The following is a 25,247-nucleotide window of genomic DNA, read 5'->3' as shown; positions in this document are numbered from 1 at the left end:
GGAGGCCGCCGAGGAGAGGCGGGGCCCGGGCCGGCTTCCGCCGGGGACGCAAAGGCCCCCCGTGCACCCGACAGAGCCCCTCTGCCCTTGCTGCCTTCCGGCCCTGGGGGATTCGAGGAGATGCCGCCGCACGGGGGGTTGCCGCAGAGTCTAGGTGAACCGGAGGCACGGCGACAAAGCGGGCCGCGCCGCCGTCCCACCGGTCGGCACCGGACCGGCAGGCGGGAGGCGATTTCCCGGCACCGGCCGGGTGCAGGTAGCCTCCTCCGCGGAGGATTCGCCTAGTGGCCTATGGCGCTCGCTTGGAAAGCGGGTTGGGTTAACAGCCCTCAGGGGTTCGAATCCCCTATCCTCCGCCGCTGGTCTCCTTGAGACCGACAGCAGGCCGGACCCCTCGGGTCCGGCCTGCTCTGCATTTCGGGGGGCGGCGCCGCCCTCCCGCGCCACCCGGGGTCTCGTCCCGACCGCCGCTTGGTTGCATTGTTCTAGTACGATGCGAACTATGTTGATCCGATTGGACCCGTCGAGCCCGGCCGGCCTGGCCGAGCAGATCGCCGGGCAGGTACGGGCGGCGATCGCGTCCGGGGCCCTCGCCCCAGGTGAGCGGCTCCCCGCGGCGCGCGAGCTCGCGAAGGGGCTGGCGGTCAACATGCACACCGTGCTGCGCGCCTACGCGACACTGCGCGACGAGGGCCTGCTCGACATCCGCCGCGGTCGCGGCGTCCACGTCCGCAGCGACCCGGCCCCGGGCGACGCCGCCGGCCGCGCGCAGCTCCAGCAGCAGATCCACGAGCTGGTGCGGGCCGCGTCGCGCCTGGGGATGACCCGTGACCAGCTCGCCGACGAGATCAGGAAGGCCCTCCCATGACCACCACCGCCCGGATCGCCGCCGCGGCCACCCTCCTGCTGGCCGCGCCGGTCCTCGTCCTGCTCCTCTGGCTCGGGTACGCCGACTCGGTGCCGGATCCGCTGCCGCGGCACTGGAACGCCGCGGGCGAGGTCGACGGCACCTCCTCCCTCCTGGCGCTGACCCTGCTGTCGGCCGTGGTCTCCACCGCCGGCGGCCTCGTCGGAGCGGCGGCACTCGCCGGGCGCGCCCACCTGACGATCGCGCCGGAGGTCGCCCTCGGCGCCGGGTGGGTGGCGTGGCTCGTGACGAGCGTCTACCTCACGGTGATGGTCAACGCGGCCGGTGCCGCCTCGGCCGACGAGGTGAGCCTGGGACACGCCTGGGTCGCGGTGGTCGCGCTCCTCCCGACCGCGGCCGCCTGGCTGCTCTGGCGCCTGGCGCGGGGCACCGCGGCCCAGCGCCCGGCTCCTCCCGCCGCCCCCTCGAGCCTCGAGATCTCCGACGGGGAGCGGGTGGTGTGGGTCGGGCGGGCCTCCTCCCCGGCGCTGCTGCTGGTCGCGGCGGTGCTGGTCGCGGCCGGCGCCGTGGCTGCGGCCCGGTTCGCGCAGCAAGGGCTGGTCCTGGTGGGCGTCGGTCTGCTGCTGGCCCTGATGCACACGCTGACGGTCCGCGTCGATCGTGAGGCCGTCACGGTGCGCTGGGGGCCGCTCCCGTTCCCGCGACACCGCCTGCCCCTGGAGACCATCGCGTCCGCCCGGGCCGAGCACGTCGAGCCGGTGCGCTGGGGCGGCTGGGGCTACCGGGTCAGCACCCGCGGCCGGGCCGCCGTCGTACGCCGCGGTCCCGGGCTGGTGCTGTCGCTGCGAGGGGGTCGCGAGTTCGCGGCCACGGTCGACCGGCCCGACGGCGCCGCCGACCTCGTCAACGCCCTGGTGACCACCGGCCCGCGGGCGACCGGGGACGCGCACTAGGCTCGCCCAATGGCCCGTTCCGACTCCCCCAAGCTCGCGGTGCTCATCGACGCCGACAACACCACCCCGACGATCGTCGAGTCGCTGCTCGTCGAGATCGCGAAGTACGGGACAGCCACCGTCCGTCGCGCCTACGGCGACTGGACGACGCCGCGGCTCGCCGGGTGGAAGGACGCCAACAACTCCCACGCGATCCAGCCGATGCAGCAGTTCAGCTACACCACGGGCAAGAACGCCACCGACAGCGCGCTGATCATCGACGCGATGGACCTGCTCTACACCGGCAACCTGGACGGCTTCTGCCTGGTCTCCTCCGACTCCGACTTCACCAAGCTCGCCTCACGGCTGCGCGAGTCCGGGATGACCGTCTACGGGTTCGGGGAGAAGAAGACCCCCAAGCCGCTCGTCGCGGCCTGCGACAAGTTCGTCTACCTCGACGTGCTCCGCTCCTCCGACCGCAACGGGGACGCCGTCCCCGGCGACACGGTCGACGCCGACGAGGCCGAGCACCACCCGGAGACCGGCGCCTCCCGCGGCGGCACCCCCCGCCGCCGGAGCACCGGCCAGGAGCTGCGCAGCGACGCCCAGCTGGTCCGCTGGCTGCGCGACGCCATCTCCGCCAGCTCCGACGACGACGGGTGGGCGCACCTCGGCGGTGTCGGGTCGCACGTCGCCAAGCAGGCGCCCGACTTCGACTCCCGCAACTGGGGCTACGCCAAGCTGGTCGACCTGGTCACCGAGATCGGGCTCTTCGACGTCGAGCGGCCGCCCGGCCAGCAGGTGCGGATCCGGGAGAAGTCCAAGGGCGGAGCCAAGGCCGAGCCGGCCAAGCCGGCCCGCAGGACGCGGACCACCAAGGCGAGCAAGGAGGCCCAGGAGGAGAAGGAGACGACCAAGACCGCTCCCCCCGCCACTCGGCGCACCGCGAAGAAGGCGAGCCCCGCCGCCGAGAAGCCCGCCACCGAGAAGCCGGCCGCCGAGAAGCCCGCGCCCGAGAAGAAGGCCGAGCCCGTCGAGCCGCCGGCTCCGGTCGTCACGAAGACCACCAGGAGCGCCCGCAAGAGGGTGTCGGAGCCCTCGGCCTGACGGGAGCGGGACGTCCCGCTACTTCGAGGGCTCGGGGACGTCGACGTCCTGGCACTTGATCTTCGGGTTCACCCCGGCGTAGTTCAGCGGACCGGCAACGATCGTCAGCGCCGTGTCCCCCAGCGACTTGCAGCTCACGTCCCGGTCGTCGCCGAAGTAGCCGCGCTGCCAGGCGGCCGCGACACCGATCACCAGCCAGATGACCAGAATCAATGAGATGAGCTTGCGCACGACTGTCTCCTCGCTTCGGTGAACCGTGCGCCCGCCGTACCCCGGCGCGTCCGTTTCAATCTCCGGGCAGGTCCGGTCGGCGAGACGTCGACTACTCAGGCACCGCGGCGCAGCAGGGGGCGCACCACGAAGGCGAGCGCGACCAGTGCCCCCGAGAGCAGCGCGAACCAGAGCAGCATGGTCCGCGAGGGGCCGAAGACGTCGGGACGGTCGGGGGGTGGCGGCGCCTGGGCGTCGCTGCGCACCACCGTCTCGGTGCGACGCAGCTCGCCGTTCCTCCGCGGTGACAGCTCGTGGGTCAGGGCGTCGGCGGCCTGCACGACCCCCGCCCCCGTCCACGGGTTGGGCCTGAGCTCCGACCCCTCCGCCGTCCGGGTGAGCCGGGCGACGATCTGCTGGCGGTTCTCCCGGGGGTAGGCCGCGCGCAGCAGCGCCACCACGCCGGTGACCGAGGCAGCCGCCCAGGAGGTGGCGACCTCCTCGGTGGAGACCTGGCAGCGCTGCCCGTTGAGGTTGTAGGAGAGGCCACCCCCGCCGGGCGCGGCGACCACGGTCTCCTTGTTGGGGAGCACGTGGTCGCGGACGTCGACGAAGCGGGACGCCCCGACGGCACCGACCGCCACCACGCCCTCGTAGTCGGCGGGGAAGACGTCCGCATCACCCTGCGAGGTGCTCGCCTTCTCCGGGTCGACGTTGCCGGAGGCGGCCACCACGACGATGTCTCGGTCGAGGAGCCGCTGGACCGCGGCGGCCACGCCCGGGTCGCTGGCCGGCAGGGCCAGCGAGATGTTGACGACGTCGATGGGGTCGGTGGCGTGCACCTGGGCCAGCCGGAGCAGGGCGGCCTCCACGGCGTTGGAGTTGAGCCCGCGCTGCCCCTGCTGGAGGTCGGGCGAGTCCTTGTCCAGCACCCGCACGGAGATCAGCCTGGCCTCGGGAGCGACGCCGTCCGGGCCGGCGATCAGCCCCGCCACGATGTTGCCGTGACCGGAGGCCAGCGGTCCGTTGAACCCGATCGACTCCTGGCGCACCTGCTTGCCGCCCAGGAACCCCACCCCACTGTCGACGACGGCCACGGTGCTGCCCGCGCCGCGCGTCACCCGGTGGGCGAGCTTCACGTTCATCCGCTCCAGCGGAAGGTTGCGCACGCCGTCACCGACGTCCTCGGTCCGCTCGGTCTCCGGCAGGATGTCCCGGCTGCACGCGTCCTCCCCGGCCGCACGGGCCGGCGGGGCAGCGCCGGGCCCGGCCACCAGCATCGGCACCGCCAGCGACAACGCCGCCGCCGCCGCGGCCGTGCCCCGCCACCGCGCGCCGCCGCGTCGCGACCCGCCGCCGGTCGTGGGGTCCGGTGCCATCAGGACGCCCTCACGAGGCTGCCTCGGCGTTCTCCGGCGCGTCCTCGGGGAGACCGCGCGCGGCGTTCACCGACAACGGCACGCCGTCGGCGAAGAAGACGAGCCACGCGTCGGGGACCACCGGCGGGTCCACCTCGCCGTAGCCGATGTACTCCGGGACCATCGGCCCGAGCAGCTCGTACCTGGAGCCCTTCGCGTCCACCACGTACGGCGTGCCGCCCTCGCGGGAGGTGCTGCCGCCCGCCAGCACGTAGGCGCCCCCCGCGGGCTCGACGACGACCTCGTGCGAGCCGGGCGACACCCCGTTCTCCACGACGGACGACGCGGCGTCGGGCTCGGTGCCCACCAGCGTGCGGCTCTGCCCGTCGACGACCTCCTGCACGGCGCACATCTCGGTGCCCACCACCGCCGTCGGCTGCTCCTGCGGCCACTCCTGGGGGTGCCCGGCCTCCTCGGTGGGCGCGCGCAGCCGGGTGGGCAGCTGGACCGGGTCGCCGACCAGCGCGGCATAGACCGCGGCGGCGAAGGGCCGCAGGATCTGCGGCCCGGAGTCACCGAGCAGGTAGTGGTTGTCGCCCTCCTCCAGCAGCGTGCCGATCGGGTAGGCGCGGAGGTCGGTGGTGCCCTCCTGGCCCTGCGAGGCGTAGTCGACGGGCTCGCCGGCACGGGTCACCCCGAACGCCTTCTGGGAGAGCGCCGGACCCAGCGGGAAGAGGTTGAGCCAGGCGTCGTCGACCTCCGGGGCCTGCGAGCTGGCGCCGAACCCCAGGGAGTCCAGCAGGGTCGACTGGGCGGTGTCCCCGCCGGGGAGCTGGAACCGGTAGGACGGCCCCTGGGGGCTGGTGGCCAGCAGCCAGAGCGCGCCGCTGCGGGAGCGGACGACGAAGGCGGGAGCGCTGTCGGTCCGGGCGCCCGACGCCTCGTCGATGTGCACCCGGATCCCCTGCCCCTGGGCCGTGCAGGCGGTCCACCCACTGTTCATCAGCTCACCCGGTCCGGGGAGGCCGGCCGGCGCGCCCTCGATCCCGAGGTCGCCCCCGAGCGTGACGGTGCGGATGTGCTCGTCCTTCACCGTGTAGACGTCCGGCTCGGCGGTGCCGAGCAGCAGCTGGCCGGAGAGGAAGTTGGGGACCCGCTGGATCGTCTGCTCGTCGCCACCGCGCAGCACGACGTACTGCTCGCCGGTGTCCTTGGAGATGACGAAGCTGCCCTCGGCCTTCCAGCTCGAGTCGGGACGGCCCCCCAGGTAGCCGGCCACCCCGGCACCGGCGCAGAGCAGGACGGCCAGGGCGATCCCGCCGACCAGGCTGCGGCCCGGCTTGGTCGGCTCGACCTCGCGCCCGCCGGGCGCGCCGCTGAGGAAGGCGGTCACCAGTCGGCGCCGGCTGAACTGGTAGGCCTCGACGAGCTCCTTCTTGGTCGCCACGAGGTCAGCCCTTGATCCGCTCGAAGAGACCCACGGCGAGCACCGTCAGCGGGAGCAGGGAGAGCAGGGCGATCGACTCGACCACGTCGCCGATCCGCCCACGGCGCACCGACGGCGACGGCGGTGCCAGCGTCAGCACCAGGAGCACCGCGCCCGCCACGGCCAGCGCCACGGCCGACCCCGCGCGCCACTGCGGGTGCAGGAAGAGCACCGAGACCGCCACCGCGACGAGCCCGGAGATCCCCGAGACCAGTCCGGCCAGCACCTCGGAGCGGGTGCGGTACTGCCGGGTGCGGAGCATCACGGCCAGGCAGCACATCACCACCAGCAGCGTCCCGGTGACGCCCCGGTCGACGGCGAACGGGGCGATGAGGGTGATCAGCACCCCGACCGTGGCGGCGACCGCGAGCAGGATCTCGTGGGCGATCCGGGCGTCGGCGGCGACCCGCTCGGGGTGGATCTCGTCGGGATCCTTGGTCACGTCGGCGAGGGTGACCACCTGCTCCACCTTGGTGGAGGTGAGCCCCAGGGCCAGCCACGGGAAGACGTTGCCCAGCAGGACCACGACCGTCAGCACCACGGTCATCACGACCGAGGGCTCCCCGCCGACCACCTGGACCACGGCCCCGACGGCGGTCAGCACCGCGCCCACGACCCCCACGGGGAGCACGAGGGCGCGCCCCTCGTCGATGCCGACCAGCGCGACGATCCCCACCAGCAGGACCCCGGCGCCGGCGCAGAGCAGGGGCATGGCGAAGGTGTCGCTCGGCAGCGGCCACTGCCAGCCGCCCAGCACGCCGGGCGCCAGCACCAGCCCCGCCACGGCGGCGTAGACCCCGCTGAGCAGCGCGACCGCCACGGCCGCCTGGGGCTCCTCCTGGGCGCGGGCCAGCACCACCGCGCCGGAGACGAGGAGGCCGGCGATGACGGCGGCGGCGATGCCACCGAGCAGGCTCTCACCCTGGACCAGGAGCGCGAGGGCGCCGAGGCCGAGCAGCAGGCTCGCCGCCCACAGGGCGGTCCGCCGGCCGGTCTCCGGCTCCCAGGGGTTGAGCTCGTGCTCCACGACGTCGGCCATCGCCTCGACCACGTCGTCGTAGACCTGCGGAGGCTTCTCGCGGTAGCCCGCGGTGACGGCCAGCACGCCGCCGTCCTCGACCCCCTGGAGGGTGAGGCCGACCTCGTTGGTCAGCTGTCGCCCGTCCTGGGTCACCAGCTGGTAGCCGCCGTAGACGGTGGAGGCGTCGAGCAGCCCGACGCTGCGGGCCAGCTCCGGCACCAGCTCGGCCACCGGGACGGCGGAGGGGAGCACCAGGTCGACCCGGCGGGAACCGGACGTCACCGTCACCCGCACCAGTCCCGAGGCGCTCGCGGCAGTCTGGCTCATCTCGTCCTCCCCCTCGTCGATCCCAGCCCGGCGGCCGGGGTCCAGCGGCCCGTGAGCGGGCCGGCCCCCGGTGACGCAGAGCCCACCTTAAGGGTGAGGGGGGCCGGCGCAGACACGAAGGAGGCCGACCGTCCAGACGGACGGCCGGCCTCCTGCGGTGCGATCAGCTGAAGCGGCCCGCGCCGCGCGAGTCGGCGGCCTTGTACTCCTCGTTGGAGGAGTTGACGGCCATGCCCACCTGGTCCAGCAGGACGACCATCTCGTTGATGGCGGTGTCCCAGGTCTGCTTGGCGTGGCGGTAGCTCTCCCGCGCCGAACCGGTCCAGTCGGAGGCGAGGGGCTTGAGCTGGTTCTCCAGCTCGTCGAGGCGGCCCTCGATCTTCTTGGCCGCCGCCTTGAGGTCCATGGAGGCCTGGTCGAGTGCGCCGTGGTCAACGCGGATTCCGTCGAAAGACATAGTCATTCTCCTAGCGGTCAGGGCCGGCGTCAGCCGAGGCGGTTCATGAGGTTGGCGGACGCGTCGGCGCGAGCCTGGTCGGTCGCGACGTTGTCCTTCTCGGTCTGGCGGAGGGACTCGGAGAACTGGTCGAGGGCGCCGACGATCTTGCGCTGCTTCTCCTGCCATGCGTTGTGCAGCTGACGGAACGCCACCGCGCCCTGACCGCCCCACTTGGCGCCGATCGCGTCGATCTGGCCACTCAGCGAGTTGCAGCGCTGGGTGACGTCGTTGCGGGCGGTGTCAACGGCGTCGGCCGCCTTGCTGAGGGCCGCTTCGGCCGCTGTCAGACCTGCTTCAGACATGTTGTTCCTTCCCCCTCAGCGGCCCTGTGCCGCAAGAGTCTTGTTGGAGTCCGTGACGGACTGTTGTTTCCAGAGAGACGTCCCGGCCCTCCGGACACGCAGCATCTACCCCCGGGGTACGGAGATAAACACTCACGAGTTCATTTCCCAGAAGAATCTGAACAGGCCCGAGGCCACCACCGTCGCGGCGATGCCGAAGGAGCCGCACAGGGTCTCGGCGACCTCGGCCCGGCGCGCCCACCACACCGACCGCCATCCCCGGCCCGTGGCGATCGCCGAGGCCAGGGCGATCAGTCCCAGCCCGACCACGATGACCAGCAGCGCCACCCGCCACGAGGGACCGGAGACCGCGAGCACCTCCACGGCGAAGAAGAGCCAGCACCACAGGCCGCCGAGGCGCAGCAGGATCCGCGCCGTCCCGTGCCGGTAGCTGCGCGCGGCGAGCAGGACCGCACCCCCGGCGAAGAAGAGCAGGCACCGCGCGCCGATCCGGTCCGGGTCGAGCGTGGCGGTGGCCACCAGCTGCGGCACCGCGACGAGGAGCACGACCAGGACGGCCGCCGCCGAGGCGGTCACCGTCCGGCTGCCCCGGACCACCAGCTCGCGCACCGCCGCCTCGGGGACGACCATCCGGCCCCGGCGTCCCCTGGTCTGCTCACGGGCCGACCAGGCGGTGACGGCGAGCTTCTCCAGGTCGAGCAGGGCCTCGTCGGGGACGTCGACCGCCATGGACGGCGCGACCCGGGTGCCGAGCATCGCCAGCAGCACCAGCACCGCCCACGCCACGGCCGCGTCCAGCTCGAGGAGGGGCACCGTGGCGCAGACCCCGGCGACCACCGCTCCGGCGACCATCCAGACGACGAGCTCCTGGTCCTCCTCCTCGGCCATCGCCCGGGCCAGGGCGGCCAGCACGCCGGCTCCCAGCGCGCAGGCGGCGACCACCGCGGGGGTCTGGTAGAGGCCCTCGGCCGCCAGCACCGCGTAGGTCGCCCCGATCGCGAACGCGGGCGCCGCCACGTGGCGGTGGCGCGCGTGCCGGCCGACGGGAAGGACGGCGACCAGGCCGCTGCCCAGCAGCACCGCGGCCACCAGCCAGCGCAGCTGCTCGGAGTCGGCGTAGGAGGCGAACCAGCCGGCCAGCACCGCACAGAGCGCGGCGGCCGTCGTCACGGCGGCGGGCATCGGCCCGGAACTGCCGCTGGGCCCGTCGGGCACCTCGTCCTGAGGCGGCCGGCCGCGGTGGAAGCCGGTGACCGCGACCAGCACGTCGCCGGACTCCAGCCCCATCTGGAGCAGTGGGCGGTCCGCCACCACCAGCTCGCCGAGCGGCGTCTGGATCAGCGGGATCGAGGCGAGCCCGGACTCCGTGGCGTAGGCCCGGGCGACGTCGTGCGCGGTCGCCGCGGCCGGGACGACGAGGTCCAGGACACCGAGCGGGCCGTGGATGCTGAGCATGACGGTCGCCGTCCTGCCCGGCCCGGCCTTGGTCTCCGACACCTCGTCCCCCGTCCTCGATCCCGTCCCCCGACGCCGCTGCCAGGTCGCCGACCACCGCAGGGTAGCCGCTCGGCCGCCGCTTCGGCCTATCATCTTCGGCGACCAGCCAGTGGTCACGGAGGGGGACGTGTGAGCACCGCACTGCGCAACGGGCACCGGCTCGAGGAGCCCGAGATGCCGACCGGTCAGATCGTCCTGCAGCCACCCCCGGCGATCCAGGAGCACGAGGGCGCCTCCGGCGTCCTGATGAACGCGATCCCGATGCTGGGCAGCCTCGGCTCGATCGTGCTCGTCGCCACGATGGGCGGCGGCGGAGCGGGCCGGGGGCGCAGCTTCCTGGCCGCCGGCATGTTCCTCTTCGCCACGCTCGGCTTCATCGTCGTCCAGATCGACCGCCAGCGGAAGCAGCGGGCCCAGCAGGTCACCGGGTCGCGCACCGAGTACCTGCGCTACCTCTCCGGCGTGCGCAAGGTGGCCCGCGAGGCGGCGGCCCAGCAGCGGATGGCGCTCACCTGGCGCCACCCCGACCCCAGCGCGCTCCCCTCCCTGGCCGAGGAGCGGTCACGGATCTGGGAGCACGGTCCGGGCGACCCGCACTACCTCCACGTGCGCTACGGCCTCTGCTCGCAGCCGCTCTCGCTCGAGCTCGTCCCGCCCGAGAGCGCGCCCATCGACCAGGTCGACCCGGCGGCCGCCTCCGCGCTCCACCGGCTCCTGGTGGTCCACCGGACGCAGCCCCACCTGCCCGCCTCCCTCGACCTGCGCGCCTTCGACCGGATCGAGGTCTGCGGGCCCGAGGAGGAGGCCCGCGCGCTGGCCCGCGCCCTGGTCTGCTCGGCCACCGCCTTCCACAACCCCGAGCAGCTGATCGTCGCGGTGCTCACCTCCGACGTGAACCTGGCGCACTGGGACTGGGTCAAGTGGCTGCCGCACGCCCAGAGCGCGCAGGAGTCCGACGCGGTCGGGCCGATGCGGATGGTGAGCACCTCGCTCGACGACCTCGGCGCCCTGCTCCCCCCCGACCTCAGCGAGCGCCCCCGGTTCGGCGCCGACGAGCGGCCCGCCACGCCCCACATCCTGCTGATCATCGACGGCGGCCACCTGCCGCCCGGCAACCACGTCGTGCCGCCCGACGGCCTCCACGGCGTCACCCTGCTCGACCTCCCCGCCCGCTGGGACGAGCTCGAGGACGCCGACCGGCTGCGCCTGGAGCTCACCGGCGCCCCCCAGCAGCAGGGCAAGGCCCCGGTCCTCGCGGTGCGCCTGCGGGCCGAGCCGGTCAAGGCGCTGGTCGACCAGTGCGACCTGGCCACCGCGGAGGCCTTCGCGCGCCGGCTGGCGCCGCTGCACGTGGTCTCCGCCGGTGGCACCGAGACCAGCGCCGACATCACCGGACCGGCCGACTTCATGGAGCTGCTCGGGATGGGCGACGTCCACACCTTCGACCCCCCCTCGGCCTGGCGGCCGCGGCCCGCGCGGGACCGCCTGCGGGTGCCGATCGGCCTCGGCGACGGTGGCTCGCTGATCCACATGGACATCAAGGAGTCCGCCCAGCAGGGCATGGGCCCGCACGGCCTGGTGATCGGGGCGACCGGGTCCGGCAAGTCGGAGTTCCTGCGCACCCTGGTCCTCGGCCTCGCGATGACCCACCCGCCGGAGCAGCTCAACATGGTGCTCGTCGACTTCAAGGGCGGTGCCACCTTCGCGGGCATGTCGGAGATGCCGCACGTCTCCGCGGTGATCACCAACCTCTCCGAGGAGCTCACCCTCGTCGACCGCATGCAGGACGCCCTCTCCGGCGAGATGGTGCGTCGCCAGGAGCTGCTGCGGGCTGCGGGCAACTACGCCTCGATCCGCGACTACGAGAAGGCGCGCGCCGCGGGCGAGGACCTCGCCCCCCTGCCCTCCCTCTTCATCTGCGTCGACGAGTTCTCCGAGATGCTCACCGCCAAGCCGGAGTTCATCGACCTCTTCGTGGCCATCGGACGGCTCGGCCGCTCCATGGGCATCCACCTCCTGCTGGCCTCCCAGCGCCTCGAGGAGGGACGCCTGCGGGGGCTGGAGTCCCACCTCTCCTACCGGGTCGGCCTGCGGACCTTCTCGGCCGGGGAGTCCCGCACCGTGCTGGGCGTCCCGGACGCCTACGAGCTGCCCGCCGTCCCCGGCCTGGGCTACCTCAAGCCCGACCAGTCGACCCTGCTGCGCTTCAAGGCCGCCTACGTCTCCGGCCCGCCGCCGAACCGCAGCCGGGTGATCCGTGACGAGGGCGGGCTGGTGCGCGGCATCCTGCCCTTCTCCGTCGCCGAGGTGCAGACCCTCGAGGCCGAGCCGGAGGTCGAGGAGCACCAGGCGCCCGCCGCGAAGCAGCAGGGCGAGGCTCCCTCGATGCTCGACGTCGCCGTCTCGCGGATGGTGGGGCACGGCACGGCGGCCCACCAGGTGTGGCTGCCCCCGCTGGACGTGCCCGACACCCTCGACGAGCTGATGCCCGACCTGGTGGAGGACCCCCAGCTGGGGCTCGTCTCGCCGCACTGGCGCGCCACGAAGGGCCTGGTCATCCCGCTCGGCACCGTCGACCGGCCTCGCGAGCAGCGCCGCGACACGCTCACGCTCAACCTCACCGGCGCCGCCGGCCACGTGGCCGTGGTCGGCGGCCCGCGGACCGGCAAGAGCACCCTGCTGCGCTCCATCGTGACCAGCCTGTCGCTGACCACGACCCCGCTGGAGTCCCAGTTCTTCGTGATGGACTTCGGCGGCGGCACCTTCGCCCCGCTCGCGCGCCTGCCCCACGTCTCCGGGGTCGGCAGCCGGGCGGAGCCCGACGTCGTACGCCGGATCATGGCCGAGGTGAGCGGCATCGTGGACCGCCGCGAGGCCTACTTCCGCGAGCGGGGGATCGACTCCATCGAGACCTACCGCAGCCGACGCGCCCAGGGCACCGCCGACGACGGCTACGGAGACGTCTACCTCGTCATCGACGGCTGGGGGACCCTGCGGGCGGAGTTCGACGACCTCGAGCTGGAGATCCAGCAGCTGGCGGGCCGCGGCCTGACCTTCGGGATGCACCTGATCACCTCGTCGAGCCGGTGGGCGGACTTCCGCGCGGCGATGCGCGACATCCTCGGCTCGCGGCTCGAGCTCAGGCTCGGCGACCCGCTCGACTCCGAGATCGACCGCAAGGTGGCCGCCCTCGTCCCGGCCGGGCGCCCCGGCCGCGGTCTCGTCCCGGGCAAGCTGCACTTCCTCTCCGCCCTGCCCCGCATCGACGGCCGGCCCGACCCGGACAACCTGGGCGAGGGGGTGGACCACCTCGTCGAGCGCTCCATCGCGGCCTGGCGCGGCCCGGCCGGACCCAAGCTGCGTCTGCTCCCCGAGCTCGTCACCCTGGAGGCGATCCGCGACGACGCCAAGCGTCGCGACCAGCTGGGCCGCGAGCTCATCCTCGGCATCAACGAGAAGGAGCTCGCCCCGGCCACCCTCGACACCGACGCCGAGCCGCACCTGCTCGTCTTCGGCGACGGGCAGTCGGGCAAGAGCGCGCTGCTGCGCAACTACGTCCAGGAGATCATGCGCACCCGGACCCCGAAGGAGGCGCAGATCGTGGTGGTCGACTTCCGCCGCGCGCTGCTGGGCGAGGTCCCGGAGGAGTACCTGCTCAACTACCTGACCAGCGCCACCCAGGCGGCGCCGGTGCTGCAGGACCTCGCGGCCTACCTGCAGAACCGCCTCCCCGGCCCCGACGTGACGCCCGAGCAGCTGCGGACCCGGACCTGGTGGACCGGGGCCGAGGTCTACGTGGTGATCGACGACTACGACCTGGTCGCCACCTCGCAGAACTCCCCGGCTCAGGTGCTGCAGCCGCTGATGGCGCAGGCGCGCGACACCGGCCTCCACGTCGTGCTGGCGCGACGGGCCGGCGGCGCCTCGCGGGCCCTCTACGACCCGATCATCCAGTCGATGCGGGACCTGGCGATGCCCGGCGTCATGCTGTCGGGTCCCCGAGACGAGGGGGTGCTGATCGGCAACGTGCGGCCCGAGCAGGCCGACCCGGGCCGGGCCCGGCTCGTCACCCGCGACCGCGGCACCGAGGTGGTCCAGCTGGCCTGGACCGAGCCGACGATGTGAGCCCCGGGCGACAGCACGGGGCGCAGGACGCCCATCCGCCTCGTTCGACGGCGCCTGCGCCCCACCTCGTTATAGTCGCGACGTGATCTTCAAGCGCGTGGGCGACGGCAGGCCCTATCCCGAGCACGGGCTGTCGTCCCGTGACTGGGCCGCGATCCCGCCCCGGCAGGTCAGACTCGACCAGCTGGTGACGACCAAGGACACCCTGCACCTGATGGCCCTGCTCGACGAGGACTCCACGTTCTTCGGCGACCTGTTCGCCCACGTGGTGTGCTGGAAGGGCGAGTTCTACCTCGAGGACGGGCTGCACCGCGCTCTCCGCGCCGCGCTGCGCCAGCGGCCCGTGCTGCACGCGCGGGTCCACGACATGGTCAGGACCGCGGACTGATGCACCCTCGGCTGCGCTCGGCCCTCACCCTGAGCTCGCTCCTGCTGCTCGTCCTGGTCGGCGCGGGGTGGGGGTGGGTCGCCCTGACCCGGCCCCTGCCCAAGTCCGCGGAGGTCCCGGTCTGCACCGACACCCGCGTCTCGGCCGGCACCCAGCTGAGGACCGACCAGGTCGCGGTGAGCGTCTTCAACGCGAGCCGCCGCAACGGGCTCGCCTCCAAGACGCTCAGCCAGCTGGTGACCCGGGGGTTCGTGCCGGCCTCGACCGGCAACGCCCCGCAGGGCACCGAGGTCGAGGGCGTGCAGGTCTGGGCCGACGACCCGAAGAACCCGGCGGTGGACCTGGTGGTCAAGCACTTCCGCAACGCGCGGGTGGTGGCCGGCGAGAAGCTCGGTCCGGGGGTGGTGGTCGTCGTCGGCGACGGCTTCGCGAGCCTGCGCCCGCAGAAGGTGGCACCGAAGTCGGTGATGACCCCGACCAACGGAGTCGTCTGCATGCCCCCCGCCGCCCTGCCATGATGTGCCCACGATGATGTGTCCTGCGGGGCGGTGCCCTGCGTGACGGCGTCCCCGGGGGCCGCCGCGCAGCGGGTTTGCCGCGGCGGGGTCCGGGTAAGCCATCGGGGGAACACGGAAAGGGGTCCGATGTACGGCGAGACGGCTGCGATGCGCCGGCGCGCGGGCCAGCTGCGCGAGCAGGCCCTGGAGATCCGGCGGATGGCCGACCGGCTCGTCGCCCAGGCCGAGGCCGTGCCCTGGCACGGACGGGCCGCCGAGTCGATGCGCCTGCGGATCAAGGAGCGCGCCGCGCACCTCCGGGAGGCCGCCGGGCTGCACGAGACCGCCGCCGACAGCCTCGGCCGGCACGTCCACGAAGTGGACCACCGGCAGGACGCGATCGCCGTGACCGAGCGCAAGGTCGCCTCCCTCGTCGCCGACGCGCGGGCGCGGGTCGCGGCCGCCGAGGAGGCCGCCCCGGGCACCGAGCCGGCACCCGAGGACGCGCTGCTCCTCGCGTTCGTCCCCCCGCCCCCCGGTCACAAGGACTGGCTCGACGTCGAGCTGCCGGGGCTCTAGACCGGATGGGACGACAGACCTGATGCACCGACGAGGAGAGGCAGCGACCGTGGACCGTCCGGAAGCGGACCGGGGACCGACCGGGGGGCAGAGGCCATGGTGACCGTCGACCTGACCGCACCGCCGCCGCCGCCGACCGAACGGGTCCTGGAGGGCCTGCCCCGTCGGCTGGCGGTCACCCTCGCCGAGCTCCGGTTCGTCGCCGAGGCCGCCGGCGGCGCCCCGCTGCCCTTCGACGAGCCGCAGACCTCGACCCCGAACGCGCTCGACGCGCGCCTGGGGGCCAGCTCCTCCTCCGCCGAGGACACCGCGTACGCCACGGCGCTCGCCTCGCTCCACGACCCCGCCGAGACCCTGACCCGGCGCGGCCTCAACGGGCCCGACGGCGTCGAGCCGGGCCTGGTCGGCGCGGTCGGGCTGCTGGCCACTCCCGAGCTGGCCCTCGAGATCGACATCTCGGCCGGAGGCAACCACGTCAAGTCCTGGCACCGGGAGGCCGGCGGCGCCGTCGCGACGCTGGCGACCGTGGACGGCGTCGTCTTCGAGCTCGCCTGGTTCGCTGCCGACCAGTGGGCCTCCGAGCTGGCTCGGGTGGCCGTGCCTCCCGAGGACGTGCCTCTCTCCGACTCCGCGGTGCCGGCCGTGTTCAGCGCGCCCTACTCCCTCGCCGACGCTGTCGGGGAGGCGCTCAAGGCAGGGCGTCGCGACCTGGTCCCGGTGCTCGTGGGGCAGCGCAGCGGCTCGGTGCACGACGCCGCCGGCGCCCCCCTGGACGACGCCCGGGCCGCCACGGCGGTGGGTGCGCTGCACCAGGAGGCCCAGGGGCGCCTGCGGGTGCTGGCCGCGCGGGTCGACGACGCCGAGACGACCTCCGTCGGGGTGGTCTCGTGGACCCTCCTGGCCGACGGGTGGCACGCGCTCCTCCCGCACCACGAGGACGAGGACCCGCGTCTCGAGGTCCGGCGCGTCGATCCGGCGGAGCTCGCGGTCACGCTGGCACCGGTGCTGGCCGAGGTGACCTCGTGAACGAGATGCGCGGACAGATCCCGCACGTGGAGCGGAGCGCCACCCCGCCGCCGAGCGAGCACGGCAACGACGCGGCGGTCAACGCCGACAAGTACCACCAGATGCTCGCCCTGGCCGACCTCTTCGACTCCTCCGGCGACGAGATGCGCAGCCGGGCGCGGCTGGGCGCCGCGATCCTCGCCGACGAGGACGTCGCCTCCTCCGCTCCCCTCTCCCCCGCCACCTTCGGTGAGGCGGAGGAGGACATCCGGTCCGCCACGACCGGCAAGCACGGCCTGCTGACGCGCTCGGTGGAGCTGGACGCCGACGCCCTGGTGGTGCGGGCCACCGTCCTCACCTACCGCTGGATCGACGAGCTGCAGCTGGCCGCCTACCAGACCCTGGGCTCGATCGCCGGGCGCGCCATCGGCTACCTGGCCCCGGAGGTCGCCCTCGGCGGGGCCATCGTCTCGGCCGGACTGATCGAGACCGACCACCTCGACCGCGACGGCGTGGCGGCCTACCTGAGCCAGCTCGCCGAGAGCAACCCCGAGCTGATGGACCACGTGCAGGGCGGCGGCGGGCTCCTCGACGGCCTGCAGATGCGGTCGATGCTGACCGCGGGCGTCCTGGCCGGCGACCAGGCCGCGCTGGCCGCCCGTGGCGGTCTGCGGGCCATCGGGGTGCAGCCCTTCGGGACCGACTCGGCCTCGGCGCTGCGCGACTCCATCGGTGCCTTCGTCACCGAGGCCGAGGCCGACGCCGCGCCCACCGGCGAAGGCGGCCCGGCCCCGGGGGGTCCTGGGCCCGACGGCCTGGCCGCGCTGATGCGCGAGCTGATGGCGACGGAGGCCGGGGTGGCGGTCCGCGGCGTCGGCGCCGACCGGTTCATCGCCTACCTGCCCGGACCGCGGGGCGGCGCCACGCCCGGCCCCGGCGTCCGGTTGGTCAGCAGCGACCACTCCATGTATGCCCGGCAGGTGGTCAAGGCCATCGAGCGCGCCGTCGCCCACGCCGACGACGCCCGCGTCATGCTGGTGGGCACCGGCCAGGGCGGTGCCACCGCGGCGGAGATCGCCGCGACCGGCCGGTCGCGGAAGTTCGTCGTCGACCAGGTCGTGACGGCCCGCTCCCCCGCCGCCCAGGTGCCGGTGGTCCCCCAGACGTGCCGGGTGCTCTCGCTGGAGGACCGCTCCGATCCCGTCGCCCTGCTCGGCACGCTGGTCAACCAGGGTGTGACCAACCGGGTGACCGTGGTGCTCGACGCGTCCGGCAGCGAGGACGAGCACGTGGTCGTGGCCGCCGGCCGGATCGCGGACGACTCCGGCCACCCCGACGTGGTCGCCGAGGTCTCGCGGATGCGCGCGCTGGGGTTCCTGGCGGGCTGACGCCGCCGGGCCACCGGTGCTCAGACCAGGTCGTGGACGAACTGCTCCAGCTGCACCAGGTTGCGGCACTCCACCATGGGCACCAGGGCGCCGTAGACGGGGGCCGCGGAGTCCCCGGCCCCCCACTGGCGCGGGTGCTCCGGGTTGAGCCACCAGGACGCCCGGCAGGAGGCGACCAGCCCGGCCAGCACCTCCTCGCCGAGGTCGCTGTAGTTGGAGCGGGCGTCGCCGAGGACCAGCAGGGAGACCTTGGGCCCGAGGGCGTCGGCGTGCTCCTCGGCGAACCGGGTGAAGGCGCGCCCGTAGTCGGTGCGGCCGAAGCGGCTGGCGTGCGCGGCGCGGGCCGCCACCTGGGCCATCACCTCGCCGGGGTCGCTGCCGGGCGTGAAGGCGTCGGTGATCTCGTGCACGTCGTCGACGAACGTGAACGCGCGCACCTTGGTGAACTGCTCGCGCAGCGCGAAGACCAGCATCAGGGTGAACTGGGCGAAGCTGGCCACCGAGCCGCTGACGTCGCAGAGCACCACCAGCTCGGTGCGGTGCGGGCGCTTGGGCCGGTGGTGCGTGGTCAAGGGCACCCCGCCGGTGGAGATCGAGGCGCGGACCGTCCGCCGGAAGTCCAGCGGGCCGCGACGCCGGGCGTGCTGCTCCTTGGTCAGCCGGGTGGCGAGCCGGCGTGAGAGCGGATAGAGCTGGCGGCGCATCTCCTCCAGCTCGGCCCTGCGGGCGGAGGTGAAGTCGAGCCGGTCGATCGTCGGGCGGACGGTGATCCGGGCCACCTCCCCGGCGTCGCGCTCGGCGGCGATGCGGCGTACGGCGTCAGCCTCCACCAGAGAGGTGAACTCAGCGATCCGGCGGGTGGCGCCGCGCTGCGCCTCCTCCTCGCTCAGCCCGCCGGCGGTCAGCGCCTCGACGAGCTGCGCGACCAGCTCCTGCGGGGCGACCCGGCGCACGGTGTTGTAGGCCGACCACCCCGAACGACCCGGCGACCGGCCCGGCATCTGTCCGAACCGCCCGACCGCCTCGGTCGCGAGCGTCTGGAGCGACTGGGCTTCCCCGCCGTCCCCCGGCTCGTCGGCGGCCAGCGCCGGGGCCAGGCGCTCGCGGAACTCCTCCAGGGTCGCCGCCGAGTCACGGATGCCGTGCTCGTCGGCGAGCTCCGGCGCGGCCACCCCCTCGCCGAGCAGGCGTGGGAAGTAGAGGTCGAAGATCGCGTCGAAGGCCGTCCGCTGGGTCTGCCGCTTGACCAGGGTCGCGGCGTAGGCGTCGCGGACCAGCGCGCGGTCGTTCCAGCCGAGCGCGGAGACCGCGGCCACGGCGTCCAGCCCCTCGGCGAGGGAGACCGGCAGCCCCGCCGTCCGCAGCGCCTCCAGGAAGGCGACGTGGCGGTGCAGCAGCCCGGACTCCTCGCTCACGGCCGGCTCACCTGCGCAGCTTGAGCTCGCGGACCGCGCGGTCGTGGTCGGAGGCGTGCTTGAGCACCACCCCCAGGGTGGCGTCCACGGCGGCCTCGTCGAGGTCGCCGATCTCCAGCGCGACCAGGGTGCGCGCCCAGTCGACCGACTCCGCGATGGACGGCGCCTTCTTGAGGTCCAGGTCGCGCAGGCGCACCACCGTCTCCACCAGCTGCCTGGCCACCCGCTCCTCCAGCTCGGGGACCTGGCTGCGCACGATCTCCAGCTCGCGCTCCACGTCGGGGTAGTCCAGGTGCAGGTAGAGGCAGCGGCGCTTGACCGCCTCCGAGAGCTCGCGGGTGGCGTTGGAGGTGAGGACGACGAACGGACGGCGGACCGCGGAGACCGTGCCCAGCTCGGGGATGGTGACCTGGAAGTCGGAGAGGACCTCGAGCAGCAGTCCCTCGACCTCGACGTCGGTCTTGTCCACCTCGTCGATGAGGAGCACCGTGGGCTCCGAGCGCCGGATGGCGGTCAGCAGCGGGCGGGTCAGCAGGAACTCGTCGGTGAAGATGTCGTCGTGGGTCTGCTCCCAGGCCTGGGTGGCGGAGTCGGTCGCCTGGATCCGGAGCAGCTGCTTCCTGTAGTTCCACTCGTAGAGCGCCCGCGCCTCGTCGAGGCCCTCGTAGCACTGCAGGCGGACCAGCTCGGCGCCGCAGGCGCGGGCGACCGCCTTGGCGAGCTCGGTCTTCCCGACCCCGGCCGGGCCCTCCACGAGCAGCGGCTTCTCCAGCGCACCGGTCAGGAAGGCCGTGGTGGCGGTGGGGGTGTCGGCGAGGTAGCCCACCTCGTGCAGGCGTCGGACGGCGTCGGCAGGGGAGGCGAACCAGCTGCTGTGCATGGGTCGACTCTAGGCTGGGGGTGCTGCACGCGACGGCTAGGCTCGATGTGCAGCCGACCAAAGGGAGACCATGAGCACCGAAGAGGACGCGACCCTCAGTGTCGCCGCACAGCTGATCGCCGACGAGGAGACCGTGCACGACGCCACCGTGAGCGGCACCCGGTCCGGCATCCACCTGGAGCTGGTGGACCTGTCCACCACCCCGCCGGCCGACGACGACTGGGACCTGGACCCCACCGCGGATCTCGGTCTCAAGATCATGATCGGCGGGATCGAGCCGGAGGTCGCCGGCCAGCTGCTCCGCATCGCCGCGGACTTCCTGGACGAGGCGACCATCGAGGAGGACGAGGACTGACCTCCTCGTCGCCCCCGGGCGGGACGTCGTGCTCGACGTCCCGCCGGGTGCCAGCCGTCACCGGCGGCTCCGGCAGAGGGGGCGGGATTCGAACCCGCGGTAGGTCTCCCTACGACCGCTTTCAAGGCGGTTCCGATCGGCCACTCCGGCACCCCTCCACGCGCGGGGTCCGCGCGTGCCGAGCAGTCTAGGAGATCACCGGGACCCGTCGGGCCCGGGCTCGCGCTGATCCTCGCCCTCGTCGCGGACGAGGTCACGGACGCGGATGAGGTACTCGCGGATGTCGACCACCAGCCGCCGCATCTCGTAGTTGGCCTGGTCGACGTCGGGGTCGCCCATCACCCGGAAGCGCAGCTCGCTCATCCGGCCCAGCAGGGCGTTGCGCTCCCGCAGCACCCGGGAACGGCGCGCGGCCAGCCCGTCGCCCGGCAGCTGCGACTCACGGACCAGCACCTCGCGGACCGCCACCATCCGCTGCAGCACCGCCCAGCGCCAGATGCTGAGCGAGGTCGTCGCGCCACGATGGGTCAGGGCGTGCTCGAGCCGCTGGAGCGACAGCTCGCCGCGGGGCGCGGCGACCACCACCTCGTCGCCACCACGCACCTCGTCGACGTGCGGCGCGGGGCCGGACGGGTCGACGGCGGACGGGTCGACGGCTGCCGAGTCGGCGGCACGTGGGCTCATCGGGTCGCTTCCTCCCTGGCAACGGGAGCCGGGCATCGAGTGTGACGGGGTCCACTGTGCCCGGACAAGTCCCGATTCGTAGTCACTTCGGGCCATCTTGTTCAATCGACCCGTGGCCTCCGACTACCGCTTCTCCCCCGCCCTCACCGCCCGCCTCCTCGGTCTCACCCTCATCGGGTCGGCCGTCCTGGTCTCGCTGGCCACCCTCGGCGTCGCCGTGTGGGACTTCCACACCGCCGTCCTGCTGGGCCCGGCGGTGCTGGTGCTGGTGCTCCTGGTGGCGATGATGGGCTGGAGCAACGGCTGGGTCGTGCGCCTGGGGGACGACGGCTACCAGGTGCGCCGGATCCGCGGTGCCGGCGTGCCCGCAGCGCGGTGGAAGGACGTGGAGGACGCGGTCACCACGCACCGGCACGGCTCCCCCTGCGTCGTGCTGCGCCTGCGCGACGGCCGGACCACGACCATCCCGACCGAGGCACTCCACGCCGACCGGGAGGCCTTCGCCCGGGACGTCATCGACCACCTGCAGCGCGGGCACGGCATCACCCGACCCTGATCGGCTCTCCACCTCCCGGGGGTGATTCGGCACATCGCGGCCGGGCCTTGTAGCCTGTGCTCGCTGCAAGGAGGCGTCGCCTAGTCCGGTCTATGGCGCCCGCCTGCTAAGCGGGTTTGGGGCTACAACCCCATCGAGGGTTCAAATCCCTCCGCCTCCGCCAGCGTGTTCGGGCCTCGTGCGACTGCGTGCGAGGCCCGAACCCTTCTCCGCCCGCCCCGAGCGGCACCCGGTGCTGGACTGCAGCAATCTGCAGTGCACAAAGATGCACCCCCATATTGGTGACGTTCTCCTCCCGATTGCCCAGAATCGGGGAGACCGGGTCCTCCCCAGACCCTGACCGAAAGGTGACACCAAGATGAAGCTCCTCCGCCTCACCGCAATTGCTCTCTGCTCCAGCATGCTCGCGCTCGGCGCGATGGCCGCGCCCGCGCAGGCTGCGGACACCAGCTGGGGTTACATCAGCGGCTCCAACCGCTGACCCATGGGGCCAGCGGGACCCGGGAGACTCGGATCCCCCCGCCGAGCCACCTGATCGGGCCATCTAGGGCCGGTCCCGCTCAACGGAAGAAGGCAGCGACCTCGGTCGCTGCCTTCTTCGTTCCCACCGGGTCCACCGGGCCGGGATGCCGTGTCACTCGTCGGCCTCCGGGGACTCGTGCCCGGAGACCCCCAGGCGCCCCATCGCGTAGCCGAGCTGGAACCTGGTCTGGGCGTCGAACTCGTCCTTCAGCTCCGCCACGTAGCCGGCGTAGGTCCGCGGGCTGACCCCGAGCCGCTTCGCGCTGGCCGGGTCGGCGTAGCCGGCGATCAGCATCCGGATGGTCATGGCCCGCTGCTCGGCGGCCACCCCACGGCTCATCGACGCCTCGCGGTGGGTGAAGGGCCGGGCCCGCTCCCAGGTGCGCTCGAACATGTCGACCAGGTAGGCCACCAGCGAGGGCTCCCTGATCGCGAGTGCCACCGCCAGCCCCTCGTGACCGGGGATCACCGCCAGCCGGCGGTCCACGACGATGAGCCGGTTGAAGAACTCGTCGAGGGTGCGCACCTCGGCCCCGCGCGAGCCCACCGCGGCGACGTACTTGTAGGTGGTCGCGCTGCGGCGCGCCGAGTGCTGGTACAGCGTGCGCATCCGCACGCCCCGCTCCAGGGCCGCGAGGTCGCGCTGCGTGGCCGCGGCCAGGGTGGGCGCGTTGCGCCCGAACTGCGGCTGGGCGGTGAGCAGCTCGAACTCCGCGTCCGCCACCACCGAGGCGATGAACGGGTTGATCGCCGCCCCGCGCACCTCGGTGAAGAGGCCGCTGGACTCCCCCGGCGCCTTGCGCCACACGTGCGCCAGCCCGTTGAACGCCTGCGCCCACCTCGACGACTCGGCGATCAGCTGGGCGCCCTGCTGACCCATCGGCGCCACGATCAGGGACGAGACGGTGCTCGGGTCCACCGCGACCCACCGCTTCTCCTCGCGCACCACCAGGCCGATGCGGGCCAGCAGGTCGAGGGCGGCGGCCTGCTCGTCGTCGCCGCGCAGCCGCGGGTCGTCCGCGGAGATGCCGCCGGAGCTCACGACCAGGTCGTAGAGGTCGGTGGCGACGCGCTCGAAGAGGTCACGGTCCTCAGGCCCGAACTGCGCCACGTCCTCGCCCTCCCCAGCGGTCGGCGGCGCCCGATGGCGCCCGGACGGCATCCTTCCACAGCGCCCGGACGCCCTCGGCGGGGAAGGCGGCTCAGGCCTCCAGGCGAGCCCTGAGGGTGTCCAGCTCCGACCACAGGACGGTCGGCAGGTCGTCGCCGAACTTCTCGAACCACTCCTGGATCTGCGGCAGCTCGGCCTTCCACTCCTCGGTGTCGACCGCCAGGGCCGCGGCGAGCTGCTCGGCGGAGACGTCGAGGCCCTCCACGTCCAGGGAGCCCGGCGCCGGCACGTGGCCGATCGGGGTCTCGATCGCGGCCGCCTGGCCCTCGAGGCGGTCGATGACCCACTTGAGGACTCGGCTGTTCTCCCCGAAGCCCGGCCACAGGAAGTCGCCGTCCTCGCCCCTGCGGAACCAGTTGACGTAGAAGATCCGGGGCAGCTTGGACTCGTCGTTCTCCTTGCCCATGGTGATCCAGTGGCCGAAGTAGTCGCCGGCGTTGTAGCCGATGAACGGCAGCATCGCCATCGGGTCCCGGCGCACCACACCGACGGCGCCCACGGCGGCGGCGGTCGTCTCCGAGGAGAGGGTGGCCCCCATGAAGGTGCCGTGGGTCCAGTCGCGGGCCTCGGTGACCAGGGGGATGGTGGTGCGACGACGACCGCCGAAGAGGATGGCGTCGATCGGCACGCCGCGCGGGTCGTCGTACTCGGCGGCCAGGATGTCGCACTGCTTGATGGGCGTGCAGTAGCGGCTGTTGGCGTGGCTGGAGAGCTCCCCCGTGGCGGCACCGATCTCCGGGGTCCACGGCTCGCCCTTCCAGGAGGTCGCCTTCGCCGGCGGGTTCTCCAGCCCCTCCCACCAGACGTCGCCGTCCTCGGTGAGCGCCACGTTGGTGAAGACCGAGTTGCCCTTGTTGATGGTGCTCATCGCGTGGGGGTTGGTGTGCTCGTTGGTCCCCGGGGCGACGCCGAAGAAGCCGAACTCGGGGTTGACCGCCCACAGGCGGCCGTCCTCGCCGATCCGCATCCAGGCGATGTCGTCGCCGATGGCCTCGACCTTCCACCCGGGGATGGTCGGCTTGAGCATCGCCAGGTTGGTCTTGCCGCAGGCCGACGGGAAGGCGGCGGCGACGTACTTGGTGGTCCCGGCGGGGCTGGTGAGCTTGAGGATCAGCATGTGCTCGGCCATCCAGCCCTCGTCGCGCGCCATCACCGAGGCGATGCGCAGCGCGTAGCACTTCTTGCCCAGCAGCGCGTTGCCGCCGTAGCCGGAGCCGAAGCTCCAGATCATCCGCTCCTCGGGGAACTGCACGATGTACTTGGTGTCGTTGCACGGCCAGGCGACGTCGGCCTGGCCGTCGGCCAGCGGCATCCCGACCGAGTGGAGCGCGGGCACCCACTGCACGTCCTGGCCGGCGGCGTCGAGCTCCTCCATCCGGCGCAGCACGTCGCTGCCCATCCGCGCCATCACCCGCATCGAGACGGTGACGTAGGCGGAGTCGGTGATCTCCACGCCGAACATCGGCTTCTCGGCCTCGAGATGGCCCATGACGAAGGGGATCACGTACATGGTCCGACCGGCCATGCAGCCGTCGTAGAGCCCGCGCATGAGCTCCTTCATCTGCTCGGGGTCCATCCAGTTGTTGGTGGGACCCGCGTCGCGCTCGTCGACGGAGCAGATGTAGGTGCGGTCCTCGACCCGGGCCACGTCGGTGGGGTCGGAGGCGGCGTGGAACGAGTTCGGCTTGATGGCCGGGTCGAGCCGGGTGAAGGTGCCGGTGGCCTCGAGGGCGGCGGTGAGCTGCTGCCACTCCTCGTCGGAGCCGGTGCACCAGTGGATGTCGGCGGGGCGGGTCAGCTGGGCGATCTCCTCGACCCAGGCCAGGATGCCCCGGTGGGTGGTGGCCGGCTGGCTGGTCGCGGCGGTGTCGGTGGTGGCGGTCATGCCTGTCCCTCTCGCGCGTGCACGGTGATGGGCTTCGCCCGGCACCTTTGCCCGGCGTGGTGGGTGCGGCGAGGTTAGCCCGCTGGCGCGCGGAGCAGAATTGGATCGATCCACCGTTCGCGAGGTGAATGCGGGCGGTCCGGAGGGGTCGGGTGAAGACGACGGTCCCCCGCCTCCTGGTCAGGAGACG

General features: G+C 73.2%; 24 protein-coding genes, 3 tRNA genes and 1 other RNA gene. 14 read left to right on the top strand and 14 right to left on the bottom strand.

What is annotated here, in order from left to right; translation table 11 throughout:
- Positions 1-50: 50 nt before the first annotated feature.
- Positions 51-140: signal recognition particle sRNA small type (gene ffs / locus AC3X7R_RS11285), an RNA gene on the bottom strand.
- A 130-nt stretch (positions 141-270) separates the two neighbouring features.
- On the opposite strand from ffs, the gene AC3X7R_RS11280 reads away from it, so the two are divergent.
- From AC3X7R_RS11280 to AC3X7R_RS11265, 4 genes are all read left to right on the top strand, one after another.
- Positions 271-356: transfer RNA gene (locus tag AC3X7R_RS11280), tRNA-Ser, on the top strand.
- 146 nt (positions 357-502) lie between these two features.
- Positions 503-868 carry a GntR family transcriptional regulator gene (locus tag AC3X7R_RS11275; RefSeq protein WP_489965743.1) on the top strand — a complete coding sequence of 122 codons (366 nt, stop codon included), beginning with the start codon at positions 503-505 and terminating at the stop codon, positions 866-868.
- Complete coding sequence (locus AC3X7R_RS11270) at positions 865-1,821, top strand: DUF1648 domain-containing protein (RefSeq protein ID WP_489965742.1); 957 nt, start codon at positions 865-867, stop codon at positions 1,819-1,821. The genes AC3X7R_RS11275 and AC3X7R_RS11270 overlap by 4 nt, the downstream gene beginning before the upstream one ends.
- 9 nt (positions 1,822-1,830) lie before the next feature.
- The gene (locus AC3X7R_RS11265; RefSeq protein ID WP_489965741.1) at positions 1,831-2,907 is read left to right on the top strand and encodes an NYN domain-containing protein; all 1,077 of its coding nucleotides are present in this window, start codon (positions 1,831-1,833) and stop codon (positions 2,905-2,907) included.
- An 18-nt stretch (positions 2,908-2,925) separates the two neighbouring features.
- On the opposite strand, the gene AC3X7R_RS11260 is transcribed toward AC3X7R_RS11265, so the two are convergent.
- The 7 genes from AC3X7R_RS11260 to AC3X7R_RS11230 form a co-directional block, all read right to left on the bottom strand.
- Entirely contained in the window at positions 2,926-3,138 is a 213-nt protein-coding gene (locus AC3X7R_RS11260) for a hypothetical protein (RefSeq protein WP_489965740.1), read from the bottom strand.
- A 95-nt stretch (positions 3,139-3,233) separates the two neighbouring features.
- On the bottom strand, positions 3,234-4,496 hold the full coding sequence (locus AC3X7R_RS11255) for a S8 family serine peptidase (RefSeq protein WP_489965739.1): 1,263 nt from the start codon (positions 4,494-4,496) through the stop codon (positions 3,234-3,236).
- 10 nt (positions 4,497-4,506) lie between these two features.
- Positions 4,507-5,922, bottom strand: a complete 1,416-nt coding sequence (locus AC3X7R_RS11250) for a type VII secretion protein EccB (protein ID WP_489965738.1) — start codon at positions 5,920-5,922, stop codon at positions 4,507-4,509.
- A 4-nt stretch (positions 5,923-5,926) separates the two neighbouring features.
- The gene (gene eccD / locus AC3X7R_RS11245) at positions 5,927-7,309 is read right to left on the bottom strand and encodes a type VII secretion integral membrane protein EccD (protein ID WP_489965737.1); all 1,383 of its coding nucleotides are present in this window, start codon (positions 7,307-7,309) and stop codon (positions 5,927-5,929) included.
- 163 nt (positions 7,310-7,472) lie between these two features.
- Entirely contained in the window at positions 7,473-7,766 is a 294-nt protein-coding gene (locus tag AC3X7R_RS11240) for a WXG100 family type VII secretion target (protein ID WP_489965736.1), read from the bottom strand.
- 29 nt (positions 7,767-7,795) lie between these two features.
- The gene (locus tag AC3X7R_RS11235) at positions 7,796-8,110 is read right to left on the bottom strand and encodes a WXG100 family type VII secretion target (RefSeq protein ID WP_489965735.1); all 315 of its coding nucleotides are present in this window, start codon (positions 8,108-8,110) and stop codon (positions 7,796-7,798) included.
- A gap of 132 nt (positions 8,111-8,242) precedes the next feature.
- Positions 8,243-9,607, bottom strand: a complete 1,365-nt coding sequence (locus AC3X7R_RS11230; protein WP_489965734.1) for a hypothetical protein — start codon at positions 9,605-9,607, stop codon at positions 8,243-8,245.
- A 129-nt stretch (positions 9,608-9,736) separates the two neighbouring features.
- Between AC3X7R_RS11230 and eccCa the strand changes: the two genes are divergently transcribed.
- The 6 genes from eccCa to AC3X7R_RS11200 all read left to right on the top strand — a co-directional run bounded on the left by eccCa (position 9,737) and on the right by AC3X7R_RS11200 (position 17,589).
- Positions 9,737-13,732, top strand: a complete 3,996-nt coding sequence (gene eccCa, locus AC3X7R_RS11225; RefSeq protein WP_489965733.1) for a type VII secretion protein EccCa — start codon at positions 9,737-9,739, stop codon at positions 13,730-13,732.
- 82 nt (positions 13,733-13,814) lie between these two features.
- A complete protein-coding gene (locus AC3X7R_RS11220; protein ID WP_489965732.1) occupies positions 13,815-14,120 on the top strand; it encodes a type II toxin-antitoxin system VapB family antitoxin in 306 nt (101 codons plus the stop codon).
- Positions 14,120-14,638, top strand: a complete 519-nt coding sequence (locus tag AC3X7R_RS11215; RefSeq protein ID WP_489965731.1) for a LytR C-terminal domain-containing protein — start codon at positions 14,120-14,122, stop codon at positions 14,636-14,638. Before AC3X7R_RS11220 ends, AC3X7R_RS11215 begins: the two co-directional genes overlap by 1 nt.
- A gap of 126 nt (positions 14,639-14,764) precedes the next feature.
- Positions 14,765-15,196 carry a hypothetical protein gene (locus tag AC3X7R_RS11210; RefSeq protein ID WP_489965729.1) on the top strand — a complete coding sequence of 144 codons (432 nt, stop codon included), beginning with the start codon at positions 14,765-14,767 and terminating at the stop codon, positions 15,194-15,196.
- 96 nt (positions 15,197-15,292) lie between these two features.
- Positions 15,293-16,222 (top strand): hypothetical protein, encoded by a 930-nt coding sequence (locus AC3X7R_RS11205; RefSeq protein WP_489965728.1) that lies wholly within the window; start codon positions 15,293-15,295, stop codon positions 16,220-16,222.
- Positions 16,219-17,589 carry a hypothetical protein gene (locus AC3X7R_RS11200; RefSeq protein ID WP_489965727.1) on the top strand — a complete coding sequence of 457 codons (1,371 nt, stop codon included), beginning with the start codon at positions 16,219-16,221 and terminating at the stop codon, positions 17,587-17,589. The genes AC3X7R_RS11205 and AC3X7R_RS11200 overlap by 4 nt, the downstream gene beginning before the upstream one ends.
- A 20-nt stretch (positions 17,590-17,609) precedes the next feature.
- Here the strand turns inward: AC3X7R_RS11200 and AC3X7R_RS11195 are convergent, their stop codons facing one another.
- Together AC3X7R_RS11195 and AC3X7R_RS11190 are read right to left on the bottom strand one after the other, a co-directional pair.
- On the bottom strand, positions 17,610-19,004 hold the full coding sequence (locus tag AC3X7R_RS11195) for a VWA domain-containing protein (protein WP_489965726.1): 1,395 nt from the start codon (positions 19,002-19,004) through the stop codon (positions 17,610-17,612).
- A 7-nt stretch (positions 19,005-19,011) separates the two neighbouring features.
- The gene (locus AC3X7R_RS11190; RefSeq protein WP_489965725.1) at positions 19,012-19,884 is read right to left on the bottom strand and encodes an AAA family ATPase; all 873 of its coding nucleotides are present in this window, start codon (positions 19,882-19,884) and stop codon (positions 19,012-19,014) included.
- Positions 19,885-19,954: 70 nt separating this feature from the next.
- Here AC3X7R_RS11190 and AC3X7R_RS11185 point away from each other — a divergent pair, with 70 nt between their 5' ends.
- Positions 19,955-20,239, top strand: coding sequence for a hypothetical protein (locus AC3X7R_RS11185; RefSeq protein WP_489965724.1), 285 nt, complete (start codon positions 19,955-19,957; stop codon positions 20,237-20,239).
- Positions 20,240-20,312: 73 nt separating this feature from the next.
- Here AC3X7R_RS11185 and AC3X7R_RS11180 read toward each other — a convergent pair.
- Positions 20,313-20,397, bottom strand: a tRNA-Ser gene (locus AC3X7R_RS11180).
- 37 nt (positions 20,398-20,434) lie between these two features.
- Complete coding sequence (locus AC3X7R_RS11175) at positions 20,435-20,923, bottom strand: hypothetical protein (protein ID WP_489965723.1); 489 nt, start codon at positions 20,921-20,923, stop codon at positions 20,435-20,437.
- Between the two features lie 112 nt (positions 20,924-21,035).
- Here AC3X7R_RS11175 and AC3X7R_RS11170 point away from each other — a divergent pair, with 112 nt between their 5' ends.
- The 3 genes from AC3X7R_RS11170 (at position 21,036) to AC3X7R_RS11160 (ending at position 21,960) form a co-directional block, all read left to right on the top strand.
- Positions 21,036-21,479: a hypothetical protein gene (locus tag AC3X7R_RS11170; RefSeq protein ID WP_489965722.1), complete on the top strand. Its 444-nt coding sequence runs from the start codon at positions 21,036-21,038 to the stop codon at positions 21,477-21,479.
- A gap of 69 nt (positions 21,480-21,548) precedes the next feature.
- Positions 21,549-21,642: transfer RNA gene (locus tag AC3X7R_RS11165), tRNA-Ser, on the top strand.
- Positions 21,643-21,837: 195 nt separating this feature from the next.
- Positions 21,838-21,960, top strand: a complete 123-nt coding sequence (locus AC3X7R_RS11160) for a hypothetical protein (protein ID WP_489965721.1) — start codon at positions 21,838-21,840, stop codon at positions 21,958-21,960.
- Between the two features lie 153 nt (positions 21,961-22,113).
- Here the strand turns inward: AC3X7R_RS11160 and AC3X7R_RS11155 are convergent, their stop codons facing one another.
- Together AC3X7R_RS11155 and AC3X7R_RS11150 are read right to left on the bottom strand one after the other, a co-directional pair.
- Positions 22,114-23,112, bottom strand: a complete 999-nt coding sequence (locus AC3X7R_RS11155) for a LuxR family transcriptional regulator (protein WP_489965720.1) — start codon at positions 23,110-23,112, stop codon at positions 22,114-22,116.
- 91 nt (positions 23,113-23,203) lie between these two features.
- Complete coding sequence (locus AC3X7R_RS11150) at positions 23,204-25,057, bottom strand: phosphoenolpyruvate carboxykinase (GTP) (RefSeq protein WP_489965719.1); 1,854 nt, start codon at positions 25,055-25,057, stop codon at positions 23,204-23,206.
- Between the last annotated feature and the right edge of the window lie 190 nt (positions 25,058-25,247).

The organism is Nocardioides sp. Z22_16 (assembly GCF_058134365.1).
Note: the sequence above shows the minus strand (reverse complement) of the source record. Positions and strands in the feature narration are given on the sequence as shown.